The 11,751-nt window shown below is 64.8% G+C and carries 13 protein-coding genes; 5 read left to right on the forward strand and 8 right to left on the reverse strand.

Annotation, left to right across the window (positions count from 1 at the left end; all coding sequences use genetic code 11):
- Positions 1–56: 56 nt before the first annotated feature.
- Together EO99_RS0113755 and EO99_RS0113760 are read left to right on the forward strand one after the other, a co-directional pair.
- Positions 57–1,454: an MFS transporter gene (locus EO99_RS0113755; RefSeq protein WP_162179307.1), complete on the forward strand. Its 1,398-nt coding sequence runs from the start codon at positions 57–59 to the stop codon at positions 1,452–1,454.
- A 49-nt stretch (positions 1,455–1,503) separates the two neighbouring features.
- On the forward strand, positions 1,504–3,012 hold the full coding sequence (locus tag EO99_RS0113760) for a protein adenylyltransferase SelO (protein ID WP_029619217.1): 1,509 nt from the start codon (positions 1,504–1,506) through the stop codon (positions 3,010–3,012).
- 10 nt (positions 3,013–3,022) lie between these two features.
- Here the strand turns inward: EO99_RS0113760 and EO99_RS0113765 are convergent, their stop codons facing one another.
- From EO99_RS0113765 to EO99_RS0113785, 4 genes are all read right to left on the reverse strand, one after another.
- Positions 3,023–3,925: a dihydrodipicolinate synthase family protein gene (locus EO99_RS0113765; RefSeq protein WP_029619218.1), complete on the reverse strand. Its 903-nt coding sequence runs from the start codon at positions 3,923–3,925 to the stop codon at positions 3,023–3,025.
- A gap of 334 nt (positions 3,926–4,259) precedes the next feature.
- Positions 4,260–5,378 (reverse strand): metallophosphoesterase, encoded by a 1,119-nt coding sequence (locus EO99_RS0113775; protein WP_029619219.1) that lies wholly within the window; start codon positions 5,376–5,378, stop codon positions 4,260–4,262.
- 372 nt (positions 5,379–5,750) lie between these two features.
- Positions 5,751–6,146, reverse strand: a complete 396-nt coding sequence (locus EO99_RS0113780; RefSeq protein ID WP_029619220.1) for a RidA family protein — start codon at positions 6,144–6,146, stop codon at positions 5,751–5,753.
- 83 nt (positions 6,147–6,229) lie between these two features.
- Complete coding sequence (locus EO99_RS0113785) at positions 6,230–6,601, reverse strand: VOC family protein (RefSeq protein WP_029619221.1); 372 nt, start codon at positions 6,599–6,601, stop codon at positions 6,230–6,232.
- 72 nt (positions 6,602–6,673) lie between these two features.
- Here EO99_RS0113785 and EO99_RS0113790 point away from each other — a divergent pair, with 72 nt between their 5' ends.
- Positions 6,674–7,120, forward strand: a complete 447-nt coding sequence (locus EO99_RS0113790) for a MarR family winged helix-turn-helix transcriptional regulator (protein ID WP_029619222.1) — start codon at positions 6,674–6,676, stop codon at positions 7,118–7,120.
- Between the two features lie 45 nt (positions 7,121–7,165).
- On the opposite strand, the gene EO99_RS26285 is transcribed toward EO99_RS0113790, so the two are convergent.
- Entirely contained in the window at positions 7,166–8,236 is a 1,071-nt protein-coding gene (locus EO99_RS26285) for a DUF4118 domain-containing protein (protein WP_051679844.1), read from the reverse strand.
- A gap of 202 nt (positions 8,237–8,438) precedes the next feature.
- Here EO99_RS26285 and EO99_RS26290 point away from each other — a divergent pair, with 202 nt between their 5' ends.
- Positions 8,439–9,254: a helix-turn-helix domain-containing protein gene (locus EO99_RS26290; RefSeq protein ID WP_156034780.1), complete on the forward strand. Its 816-nt coding sequence runs from the start codon at positions 8,439–8,441 to the stop codon at positions 9,252–9,254.
- 78 nt (positions 9,255–9,332) lie between these two features.
- Here EO99_RS26290 and EO99_RS0113805 read toward each other — a convergent pair whose 3' ends face one another.
- The gene (locus EO99_RS0113805; protein WP_029619225.1) at positions 9,333–10,094 is read right to left on the reverse strand and encodes an SDR family NAD(P)-dependent oxidoreductase; all 762 of its coding nucleotides are present in this window, start codon (positions 10,092–10,094) and stop codon (positions 9,333–9,335) included.
- A 151-nt stretch (positions 10,095–10,245) separates the two neighbouring features.
- Between EO99_RS0113805 and EO99_RS0113810 the strand changes: the two genes are divergently transcribed.
- On the forward strand, positions 10,246–10,857 hold the full coding sequence (locus tag EO99_RS0113810) for a TetR/AcrR family transcriptional regulator (protein ID WP_029619226.1): 612 nt from the start codon (positions 10,246–10,248) through the stop codon (positions 10,855–10,857).
- Positions 10,858–10,938: 81 nt separating this feature from the next.
- On the opposite strand, the gene EO99_RS0113815 is transcribed toward EO99_RS0113810, so the two are convergent.
- Together EO99_RS0113815 and EO99_RS0113820 are read right to left on the reverse strand one after the other, a co-directional pair.
- Positions 10,939–11,172 (reverse strand): hypothetical protein, encoded by a 234-nt coding sequence (locus tag EO99_RS0113815; RefSeq protein ID WP_029619227.1) that lies wholly within the window; start codon positions 11,170–11,172, stop codon positions 10,939–10,941.
- Between the two features lie 135 nt (positions 11,173–11,307).
- On the reverse strand, positions 11,308–11,700 hold the full coding sequence (locus EO99_RS0113820; RefSeq protein WP_029619228.1) for a response regulator: 393 nt from the start codon (positions 11,698–11,700) through the stop codon (positions 11,308–11,310).
- Between the last annotated feature and the right edge of the window lie 51 nt (positions 11,701–11,751).

Here is an 11,751-nt window from a genome sequence, read left to right on the forward strand (position 1 = left end):
CCGTTGCCGTTCCCCTCGTGCATCTTCTTCAGGGGCGGGGCGGGGCGGGGCTGGCAGTGGCGAGAGTGGCAACGGAGACCGGCACGACCTGGGCAGCACTTCTGTCCGGAAGGAGCGGCGCCGTCCTCGGACTGATCTCGGCGGGAATTGCGCTGCATGCCTTCAACCAGTTCGCGATCGTCGCGGCGCTGCCGCTGGCGGCGGCGGAACTGGGTGGCACCGCAACCTTCAGCTGGGCCTACAGCCTCTATTTCATCGGTTCCATTGCCGGCGGCACCGGGGCGGCGGCCTATCGCGATCGTTTGGGTCCACGGGCAGGGATGATCCTCGCCGCTCTCCTCTTTGCGCTCGGAGGGCTGCTCGCCATCTCCGCCCCCGCCTTCGGCTGGCTGCTGGCCGGCCGGATGCTGCAGGGTGTGGCCGACGGGCTGATCGTCGCCATGTGCTACAGCCTCATCCCGGCAAATTTCCCGCCGCGTGCCATTGCCCGTGTCTTTGCCATCGAGGCGGTGGTCTGGGCCGGTGCCTCGCTGGTCGGGCCGCTGGCGGGCGGACTACTGGCGGAAACGGCCTCCTGGCGGATGTCCTTCCTGGCCGTGACGCCGCTCGTGGTCGCGCTGCCGATCCTCACCCTCCTGGCGCGGCCGCAGGTGACGGTGGCCGCGGCGGTGCCCCTCTCGCTGGCGACGATCGCCCTCAGCCTCCTTGGCGCGCTGATGCTGTCGCTGTCTTCCCTCAGCGAGGTGGGGGCGGTGCAGGCGGCGGCGGTGGTAGCCAGTTCGGTGTCCTTCCTGGCTGTCATCCGCCTCGACGGCCGCCTCGGGCCGCGGCTCTTCCCGGTCGGCGCCTTCCGCCTCGGTTCGGTCGTCGGGCGCGGCTTCTGGGTGCTGCTGCTGATGTCGGCCTCCCATTCCGTCGGCAGCGTCTATCTGGCGCTGATGATCCACGCCGTCTTCGGCTTCCGCCCGGCCGTCGTCGGCTACATCATCGTCCTGATGGCGCTGAGCTGGAGCGTCGTGGCGATCGTCGCAAGCCGTGCAGTCGCACGACCGGCGCGCCATCTGCTGATGCGCAGCGGGCCGCTCTTTCAGTTGGCCGGCTTTGCCCTGCTGGCCGCAGCACTCGGCCTGCAGTGGAGCTGGTTGCTGGTGGCGGGGCAGCTGGCGATCGGCACCGGCTTCGGCGTCGCCTGGGCGGGCGTCAACGAGGCGGCAATGGCGGCTGCGCCGGCGGAAGATCGCGATCGCACCGGCTCGCTGCTGCCGACCGTCTCCACCGCCGGCTATGCCATCGGCGCCAGCCTCGCCGGCATGATCACCACGGCGGCCGGACTCGTGCCGCGGCTTGCCACCGGCGAGATCGGGGAGGTGGCCGCCTGGCTCTATGGCACCGCCGGGGCGCTTTCGGTGCTGGCCTTCCTGCTGGGCCTGCGCATTCGCCTGCCGGCGGCGTGAGGCCGCAACCAAGTCGCGCCTGGCTTGTTGGAAAGGGGAGAGTTCCCATATCAGCGGGAACCCAAGGCGAAGGAGTGTATCCGTGTTCCAGTTCGACAATTCCTATGCCCGCCTGCCGGACCGTTTCCATGCCGCCGTCTATCCGGAGCCGGTCGAGGGGCCTGTGCTCCTGAAGTTCAACGCGGCGCTGGCGGACGAGCTCGGCATGGTGGCGGATCTCTCCGATCCGGCCCGGCTGGCGGCGGTGCTGGCCGGCAATGTCTTGCCCGCCGGCGCCATGCCGCTTGCCATGGCCTATGCCGGCCACCAGTTCGGAAACTTCGTGCCGCGGCTTGGTGACGGTCGGGCGATCCTGCTTGGCGAGGTGCTCGATACCGCCGGCACGCGCCGCGACGTGCAGCTGAAGGGGGCAGGGCCCACACCCTTTTCCCGCCGCGGCGACGGACGGGCAGCGCTCGGTCCGGTGCTGAGGGAGTACATTCTCTCGGAAGCCATGAACGCGCTCGGCGTCCGCGCCACCCGCGCGCTGGCCGCCGTCGCCACCGGGGAGCCGGTGCAGCGCGAGACCCTGCAGCCGGGTGCCGTCTTCGTGCGGGTGGCCGCAAGCCATGTGCGCATCGGCACCTTCCAGTATTTCGCCGCCCGCCAGGATGTCGACGGCCTGCGCACGCTCGCCGACTATGTCATCGAGCGCCACTACCCGCATCTGAATGGGGACGCCAATCCCTATTCCTCGCTGCTGCGCGCCGTCGCCATCGCCCAGGCGGATCTGATCGCCGCCTGGATGGGGATCGGCTTCATCCACGGCGTGATGAACACCGACAACATGACGCTCTCGGGCGAGACGATCGACTTCGGCCCCTGCGCCTTCCTCGACGACTACGACCCGATGAAGGTCTTCTCCTCGATCGACCAGGGCGGCCGCTATGCCTATCGTAACCAGCCGGGCATCGGCCAGTGGAACATCGCACGGCTTGCCGAATGCTTGCTGCCGCTGATCGATGCGGATGAGGAGAAGGCGGTGGTGATCGCCAACGAGGTGCTGGCGGAGTTCGGCCAGCGCTTCCAGTTGCAGTGGCTCGACGTCTTCCGCGCCAAGATCGGGCTGCAGGACGAGACGGACGACGACGGCGATCTGGTGCAGGGCCTGCTCGCCGCCATGCACGCGGGCGAGGCCGACTTCACCCTGACCTTCCGGCGTCTCGGCGCCGTGGCGGACGAGGCGGCCGGTGGTGAGGCCGAGACCGTCTTCCTGTCGGGCTTCAAGGATCCCGCCAAGGCTAGTGACTGGCTGGCGCGCTGGCGCGCGCGGCTGCAGGGGGAGCAGATCAGCGCCGCTGACCGCGCCGCCGCCATGGCCGCCGTCAACCCGGCGGTCATCCCGCGCAACCACAAGGTCGAGGAAGCGCTCGCCGCCGCCAACTACGGCGACCTCAGCTTCTTCGAACGCCTGCTTTCGGCACTGGAAAAGCCTTACGAGGACCTACCGAACTTTGCCGACTACACGGTGCCGCCAAAGCCCGAGGAGCGCGTGCTGCAGACCTTCTGCGGCACGTAAGCCTTCCGGCTCATTCGCCCGCCAGGCCGGCGATTGCCGCTTCCACCTCCGGCAGATTGGTCCGGTCGAGAGGCAGGATCGGGCGCGGCGGGGCGGCCTGCGAAAGGTTAAGCAGGTTTAGCGCCGCATACATGACGCGCAGGCTGCCGTGCGCCTGGAACAGCGCCCAGAGCGGCGCGAACGACTGGTCGATGCGGGCCGTGGCGGCCGGATCGCCTGACTGCGCCGCCTCGACGAGCGCTGCGGCGGGCTTGGGAAACAGCCCGCCGACGACGCTGTACCAGGCGTCCGCGCCCGCCAGCAGCGCGGCCGCCGCGCCCCAGTCGCCGCTGTAGCCGATCGCAAAATCATCCGCCGTCCGGCTGCGCAGCCGGGCGATTTCGGCGGCAAATCCCATCTCCTTCGGCAGCGGCATCTTCACCGCCATGACCCTCGGAAGGCCGGCCAGCCGACGGATGAGGTCTTCGCCGAAGACGAAATGGGTGGTGGAGGGATTGTTGTAGATGCAGAGCGGCAGGTCTGTCGCGGCAGCGACCAAGGCGAAATGCTCGAACACCTCGTCCTGCGTCAGCGGCGTGTAGGAGACGGGCGCCAGAAGCAGCGCCTCGGCCCCGGCGCCGGCGGCGTCGCGGGCAAGCGCGGCGGCCTCATCGGTCCTGAGCGCGCCGATGCCGACGATGATCGGCACGCGGCCGGCCACGCCTTCGACGGCGGCCTCGACGGCGCGCAGCCGCTCCGCGCGGCTCAGATACATGTAGGTGCCGGTGCTGCCGAGCAGGCCGATGGAGCGGGCTTTGCTGTCCACGATGCGCGCCAGCAGCGTCTGAAGCGCGTCGGTATCCACGCGGCCGGCTGCGTCGGCGGGCGTCAGCGGAAAGGCGGAGAGCCCGGTGAAGAGGGGCAATGGTGGCATGGAGAGGTATCCGGACTGGGAAACGGGGGCCGCGCCACTATGCCTCTTAAATCATCCTGCGCAACCTGAGCCCGACGACGGCATTCCCTGAACCCTATCGCCGTCCTGCAGTCCGAAGGCCCGTTCAGGCAACCGCAAGCTCCGGCCGGTCTGCCGCCTTCCCGGCGATGAACCGGTCGAAGTCGGCGATCTCCAGCGGCCGCGCAAAGAGGTAGCGAGGGAGCACCTCCTGTTACGCGCAGAGCGTATATCCGCTGTTAAAGGATGTGGTAAATTAAGCCGTAGGGGAGTTGCTGTCTCGGCATCCGCATGAAACCCCTCGTTCCGAAGGGGCTCAGCGGCTGCTGCGCAGGGTGATCCGGGTGAGTTCCGACGGCCGTCCGAGCCGCAGCGCAAAGCCCGGCCACAGCGCGGTGCCGTTGTTGACGTAGAGCTGCATCGCCCCGACCCGATAGAAGCCCGAGACGAAGCCGTTGTTGGCGTTTGCCACCAGCCGGTCGAGCCCGAGGACCATCCCGCCGTGGGTGTGGCCCGACAACTGCAGCGCAACCCTTGTCGTGGATGCATCCACCGCGTTGCGCGGCTGGTGATCGAGAAGAATGACCGGCGCTCCCTCCGGCGCGCCGGCCAGGGCGGCACGCAGGTCGGGCGCCGGCATGCCGGTTCTTGCGGCGGAATGATCCGTGACGCCGGCAATGACGAGGCTCTCACCGCCGCGCGCAATCACCGCGTGGCCATTGGCGAGTATCTCCATGTTGAGGCCCTGGAAATAGCGCATCCAGGCCTCGTAGCCGAAGAAATACTCGTGGTTGCCGGGGATGGCCAGCACGCCGTCGCGGGCGCGAAGCGCCGACAGCGGCGCCACGTCGGCGCTGCGGCTTTCGATGTTGCCGTCGATCAGATCGCCGGTGACGACGATCAGGTCGGCATCGAGCGCATTGGTGCGCTCCACCAGTTGCTGCGCCCAGCGCGCCGGAAACAGGCGGCTGATGTGGAGGTCGGTCAGTTGCACGAGCTGGTATCCGTCGAAGGCGGCCGGCAGACCGGGAATGGTGACCTGGATATCCTTCGTCTGGGGGACGAGGATCGCCTGGCTGACGCCGAAGGCCGAGAGCGCCAGCGCCAGCCCGCCGATCGCATAGCGGACGCCGGCGGGCACCACCGGGAAGGATCCCTTGATCGCCAGCAGCACCAGCGACACGGCGTCGAGCACCAGCTGGAAGACGGCCAGCATCAGCATGGCGCCGAGCAGGAGGTTGAAGGCGAGGATCAGCGGCCTGGGAAACTCGGGCGAGAACACCGAGCCGGAGGAAAGCCGGCTGAACAGATGGTACTGGGAGACAAGCAGCAGGACGACCGCAAGCGCGATCTTCAGCGCCCATGACCAGGGCAGGGGAAGGATGAACCGGGCCGCCACGATGAGCCAGGGAACGCCGAAAATGAGATGGAACATCAGGCAGCCTTGTGAGTGTCGAACAGGTTACGCAGACGGCAGTCAGGCGGATTGGCGGAGGGTGGGAAAGGGCGTTGAAAACTCCGGCGTGACGTCTGATCCGTGCTTCACGCCGCCTTACGCCCGCTGCCGACAGGCCGGGCCCAGATAGGGTTGTCCCGCGGCGATGGCAATGCACCAGCGCGTGAACGCCGATTTCGGTTGGACAGGATGTCCATCGTCTGCCAAAAGCCCTTCAGGACGCGACTGCCGTTAGCTTGAGAACGGGGTCGGGCGACCGATTGACGTCACGTTGCTGCCGCGAGATCACGCTGGCCGTCCTGCTGTTTCTCCATCGTTGAGGTTGCCCGACCACCGGCCGATGCGGTCTGGTCAGCCGGTCGACCGTGCCGCCACCACCCGGATCTCCACGACGGCGCCTTCTCTGCGCAGTCCTGCGACCTCGACCGCGGTCCATGCCGGAAACGGATCCACGACATAGGCGGACCGAACGGCACAGAACCTGTCGAAGTGCTCGCGCAGACCGATGTGGTAGGAGGTCATCTCGACGATCGAATCGAAACCCAATCCGGCTTCTCCGAGGACTGCTCCGATCTTCTCGAATGCCTGCCGAAACTGATCTTCGAGGTTTGTTGGCATCGTGCCGTCCGGACTGCTTCCTGTCATGCCGGTCAGAAATACATGGTCGCCCGAGATGATTCCGGGCGAAAGCCGGAGTCGATCGGCGACTGCCCGTGCGCCTGCCGCAAAAAGTGCCCGTCTCTCCATGTTCTCTCGCCTGTTTGGGTGAAGGTCGAGAGTGTCAAAGTCCCCCTTTTCCGTCAACGCCGGTCGGCTGACCGCCGCGTCGATCAGCTCTTCAGGACCGTATGCGCCGTGATCGTATACCCGAACGGGTCCATGAAGGCGAAATATCGCCCAAATGGGCCGTCCTTGGGCGGGAAGACTATGGTGACGTCGTGGGTGCGAAGGTGTTCATGCAATTCGTCAGCGTCGTCGCAACCAAACCAGATCGCGATGCCCAGGCCAAGCCTGTCCCCGTCGTCGAACTCCTGGGTCGGGGTACGGACAGCGAACGGGATCGGTTGCGTCTCAAAGACAATCGCGCCCGGAGGGGCTTTTGCAGCTGGCGCAAGCCCGACGACATCGCGATAGAAGGTGAGTGCCGCATCCAGATCTCGTGTCTGGAGCGAGATGAAATCAGGTCCAATCAGTCTAGGCATGGGCGATATTTCCTTTTCGTGCACAACCCGATATATCAGGGTCCTGATAGTCTGTAATGTAAGGGCCCTGATATGTCCAGTCTCACAGTTCCGCCAGAAGACGATACTTACCGGTCAGTGGGATATGCGCTGAAGCGGGCGCAGCAGGCACTGCGGGCTCATCTGGACGCGGAGCTTCGAACCATTGGATTGACGACACCGCAATACTCCGTCCTGGCGGGACTTGAGCGCAGCGAGAGCTTGTCCAATGCGGAGCTTGCGCGGCAGGCTTTCGTAACACCGCAGACGATGCAGGCCATCGTCGTCGGCCTCGAACGGGATGGCCTCGTAAAACGAGCCGCCCACCCGCTCCACGGCAGGGTTCTCACCACGAACTTGACGCAAGAGGGACGTTCGGTGGTGCAAGAGGCACACAAGATTGCAGCGCGCGCTGAAACTCTGGTTCGCAACGCGGTTGCCCCCGACGATCCCGAGGTCATTTACGCGGCATTGTTAAGGATAGCGGATGGGATGCCGTGACGTTGTTCCGTCGACTGGAGAAGCGCCGCGCAGGCGAAGCTTGCCTCAATAGCCGTCGAGCGTGTTGACGCAATCCATTGTAATCTTTGCAGTCAGGCCTTCGGGCTCATAGGCGAGCCTGCATTCGCCGCCCATCGAAAGGCTCATGCGGTTCAGCAGTTCCGTCCCGAAACCGGAGCTTGTCGGTGGTGCCGTCGCCGGGCCATCTCTTTCGACCCAGGTCAGGTGTAGCACTGGACCTTCGCCTTGCGACGGCAGCACGTCCCAGTCTACGGAAACCACGCCCGACGGGCTGCTGAACGCCCCGTGCTTGAGCGAATTGGTGCCCAGCTCATGAAGGATGAGATTGAGCGGAATGATCCCGTTCGCGCTGATCACCAGATCCGGGCCGCCAAGGGTCAGCCTTTTCTGGTCGGCCAGGCCAAGCGGCTCCAGCACCGCATGGATTGCCGCTCCGACCGTGATCTTGTCGCCTTGGGCCGCGCCCCGCAGGAGCTCGATGGAGCGGCTCAGGGCGGTGATCTTGTGCCGCAATCGCTCGGCGAGCTGTGCCGGGGTGGAGACATGTTTCTGCAGCAGGGAAATCAGGCCGCTGATCGTCGCCATGATGTTTTTCAGCCGATGGTCGACCTCCTCGGACACCACCTCCTGGAGCTGCAGGGCCTTGGCGAGCGCCTGCCGTGATCGGGCCTGTGCGCCCAGAGCATGGAGTGCAAGCCCCAGAAGCCCGATATTCGTCGTGACGATGAAGACATAGAACGCGAGAGCCGTCGCGGCCGGGGCACCCAGCGCAAAGCTCCCGAACGGCGCGATGAACCAGTACCAGGCGACCAGTCCCGAAAGCACGGCCGACGTGATGGCGGGATAGATGCCCCATATGAAGCCGGTGATGAAGACTGCGGGGAAGAAGGTCAGGTAAGGGAAACCGGGAGGCAGGAAGGGATCCAGCAGGAATCTGAGGAGCAAGGCGACCGTGGTCATGGCCAGGGCCGCGAGCTGGCCTAGCAGCAGACTGGAAGCGGTCGCACCATGCACTGCGTTTCTGAAGGCGGGAAGGGCCAGCAGGAACGGTTCAAGGCTTGTTTCGTCGTCCTGCGTGGTTAATCTGTTCTTCATCGAAACCTCGTCAACGGGCGGTCGATCCGGTAGCTCATGCTTTGGCCTTGATGCTGCTGGAGACGACGGTCGTGGAAAAGGCTCTGCCGTTCACGCGAGAACATGCGTGGACTATAGCAATGTATTCCCTTTTCGGACAACCTTTTCTCTGTGGTGGTGAATGTGAAAAATCAACGATTTAGCCCCAAGAATTCAGGGGGAGGTGCCATTCGCCGGCACCGCTCCTGGAGAGGTTTTGCCGTTGAGCATGTTGTGCCGGCCATTGGCGACACCTTCGAACGCCTGGCAAAGCGATCTGCACTTCTGCGCGCTGCATGATATCGTCCTGGACGACGGCGGCATCCGTGCGGGCGACGCCGCTGAAAACAACCAGAAGAACCTCCGGGATTCGCTGACCTATGTTCCCAGGGGAGCCGCGGTCCAGGGGTGGTCGCAGCTCAGCCAGCGCAGGAATTCCTATACCGCAATATACTTCGACCCTGCCGAGCTGCATGAGGAGCTCGATCAGCGGTTCTCCACTGAACTGGGCCTACGGGTCTATTTTCGCGACCCGGAGCTTTTGATGTACCTGCGGCGGTTCTCGACGTTGCTCATGCAGGACGAGCCCGATGAGCTGTACGCGGAGACGCTGGGTCTGATGACTGTGCTGCAGATCCAGAAAGCCGGCGCGGGGAAAGACCTGAAGAGGCCCGGGATCTCGCGGCGCGCCTTGTCGCGGGTGCTGGAATATGTCGATCAGAACCTGGAAAACCAGATCGGTCTCGATGACCTTGCTGCCGTGGCGGGCCTGAGCCGCTTTCACTTCAACAGGGCCTTCAAGGCGGAAACCGGAGAAACCCCTTACCAATATCTGCTGTACCGGCGCCTTGAAAAGGCTCGCAGGCTGCTGGGGGAGGATGCGCTGAGCGTGGAGCAGGTGGCTGCCGCCGTGGGGTTTCGCGACGCCTCCTATTTCCGGAAGACCTTCAAGGCGCGAACGGGCATCAGTCCCCTGGGGCTTCGAAAGAGCGCGGGGTAAGGGGGCTGGAGCCGAAGCCGGCAATCCCGCACGAAAGAGGCGATCCGGCCTGCGGATCGCCTCTTTCATCGTCGATGGCTAGATGCCGAGGCCGCCGGCAAGCGTGATCTGCTGGCCGTTGATGTAGCCGGCATGCGGGCCGGCGAGGAAGCAGATCGTTTCGGCGACTTCCTCCAGCGTTGCGATGCGACGGATCGGATGCATGTCGAGGATGGCGTCGCGGTTGGGAAGTTCACCGGCGACCTCTGCTGCCATGTCGGTCGGCATGATGCCCGGCTGGACGACGTTGACGGTGATGTCGCGCGGTCCAAGGTCGCGCGCGATACCCTTGGCATATCCGGCCAGCGCCCATTTCGTGCCGGCATAATCGGCGACGCCCGGGAAGGGGACGAAGGAGCCGAGGCCGGAGCCGACGAAGATGATCCGTCCGCCGTCGGTCAGCCGGGGTGCTGCCGCACGCGTATTGGCGATGGTGCCCATGACGTTGACCTGCCACTGGCGGTTGTAGTTCTCGCCGTCGAGGGTCGGATCGTCCACCAGCTGGCCCTGGATCGCGATGCCGGCGTTGTTGACGAGGATGTCGAGCCTGCCGAACTCGGCCATGACCGCATCGATGAGCGGCCTGGCGGAAGAGAGGTCGGACTGGTCGCTTTTGACGGCGATCGCCCGCACGCCCTTCGCCTTCAGCCGTTCCACGACCGCCTGCGCCTTCTCGGCGGAGGCCGCGTAGCTGATCGCGACGTCTGCACCGTGACCGGCGAGCGCTTCCGCCGTTGCCGCACCGAGGCCGCGCGAGCCGCCCGTCACGAGAGCGACCTTGCCCTTCAAGAAGTTGGACATGAACTGTTTCCTTTGTCCTGTTGACGCCGCGCCGAAGCTATCCCGGGACGGCATTTCGTAACGATTATTACGATAATGATCGTTATGAAAATTGACAGGGTGGGTCAAGGCTTTTAATAATGGTCGTTATGAAAATATCCGGATCAGGCTGATGGGACGCCATCGCGAATTCGACATGGAGAAGGTTCTCGACGCAGTCCTGTGTGTCTTCTGGCAGAAGGGCTACGAGGGGACGTCCTACGCCGACCTCACCGCGGCTGCCGGTGTCGAGCGGCCGGCGCTGTATTCCGCCTTCGGCAACAAGGAAGCCATGTTCCGCAAGGCGCTGGACCGCTACCACGAAAAATACCTGCGATACCTGCCGGAGGCACTGGCGCTGCCGACGGCGCGGGAGGTGGCAGAACACCTCCTTCGCGGCGCCATCGACCTCAACACCCGCTATCCCACGCACAGGGGATGCCTGATGATCCAGGGTGTGCTGGCGGGTTCGGATGATTCAGAACCGGTGCGGCAATTTCTGGTCGAGGCGCGGGCCGCCGGGGAACGCGAGGTTCGGCAACGCTTCGAAAGAGCGAAAGACGAGGGCGACCTGCCCGAGACCGCCAGGGCCGATGCGCTGGCGGCCTTCCTGATGGCTGTCATGCACGGCATGGCGGTGCAGGCGAAGGCGGGCTTCAGCCGCGAGACGCTGGAAGGCGTGGCCGAGCAGGCATTGCTCGCCTGGCCGGTCGCCAAGGGAACGAAAGCCGCGATGACCTCCTGAGCAGAGGCGATCGGGTTTCGCCTATGGCACTCTCGGGTGATGTCAGACTATTCCCTCGTCGACCGCTCGGCCCGAACGGCGTCACGAGGCCGAATAGGTCACCGTCACGCCGCGCTGGCGGAAATAGGCCTGCATCAGCTTTCGGCCGGAGCGGTTGTTCTGCGCCAGCCGCGCCGGATCGAAGACGGCCTCTTTTACGCCTTCCCGTGCCATTGCCGCCTTCAGCGTGGCGATATGCGCGTCGATATCGGCATTATCCGTCTGAAGCGATTCATAGATGCGGTTCGTTGCCTCGGCCACGGTCGGTTCGCTCACGGGGATACTCCTGCTATTGTCTGGCTGGCGCGCATAGCACAGTTTTACGAATTGGCCCTACTGCAGTGGAAAAAATGCGGCCGTCAACGGGCGACGAGTATCTGCCTTCCTCGCGGCGACCTCTGCAGCAAGGCTTCAGATGCTACGGGTGTGCAGGGTTTCGCTCGAAAGCAGGTGGGCTATTGCCGTGGTGATGGTGAGTTCGTCGTAGGGTTTGGAGAAGAAGCGGCTTCCGCCGGGCAGTATGCTCTCCTCGAGAATGGCCGCACCGGATGCGACGATCAGCTTCACGGGCGGCCACCGATCGCGGATGTAGTGGGACAGCTTGATGCCGTCCATCGTCCCCGGCATCTGGACATCGGTGAACACGAGATCGATGTCGTCCCGCAATTCGAGGATGCGGATTGCCTCGTCCGCGTCGCAAGCGTCCAGTGCTTCGTAGCCCGCCGACAGGACAAGTTCGACGGCACCCATGCGTATGATCGGGCTGTCTTCCACGACAAGGACGACGGATCTGCCGTTCTTCATTGTTCACTCGATATGTGAGGTTGGCCGCAACGCGCGGTCTTTAGCGCCGTA

The sequence above is a fragment of the Pseudorhizobium marinum genome (genome assembly GCF_000705355.1).
Classification (GTDB): Bacteria; Pseudomonadota; Alphaproteobacteria; order Rhizobiales; family Rhizobiaceae; genus Neorhizobium; species Neorhizobium pelagicum.

Excerpts from the sequence above, each read along its gene's own strand:
- EO99_RS0113765 (WP_029619218.1), bottom strand. The coding sequence starts at position 3,925 with ATGCCACCATTGCCCCTCTTCACCGGGCTCTCCGCCTTTCCGCTGACG.
- EO99_RS0113775 (WP_029619219.1), bottom strand. The coding sequence starts at position 5,378 with ATGTTCCATCTCATTTTCGGCGTTCCCTGGCTCATCGTGGCGGCCCGG.
- EO99_RS0113780 (WP_029619220.1), bottom strand. The coding sequence starts at position 6,146 with ATGGAGAGACGGGCACTTTTTGCGGCAGGCGCACGGGCAGTCGCCGAT.
- EO99_RS0113785 (WP_029619221.1), bottom strand. The coding sequence starts at position 6,601 with ATGCCTAGACTGATTGGACCTGATTTCATCTCGCTCCAGACACGAGAT.
- EO99_RS0113790 (WP_029619222.1), top strand. The coding sequence starts at position 6,674 with ATGTCCAGTCTCACAGTTCCGCCAGAAGACGATACTTACCGGTCAGTG.
- EO99_RS26285 (WP_051679844.1), bottom strand. The coding sequence starts at position 8,236 with ATGAAGAACAGATTAACCACGCAGGACGACGAAACAAGCCTTGAACCG.
- EO99_RS0113805 (WP_029619225.1), bottom strand. The coding sequence starts at position 10,094 with ATGTCCAACTTCTTGAAGGGCAAGGTCGCTCTCGTGACGGGCGGCTCG.
- EO99_RS0113810 (WP_029619226.1), top strand. The coding sequence starts at position 10,246 with ATGGGACGCCATCGCGAATTCGACATGGAGAAGGTTCTCGACGCAGTC.
- EO99_RS0113820 (WP_029619228.1), bottom strand. The coding sequence starts at position 11,700 with ATGAAGAACGGCAGATCCGTCGTCCTTGTCGTGGAAGACAGCCCGATC.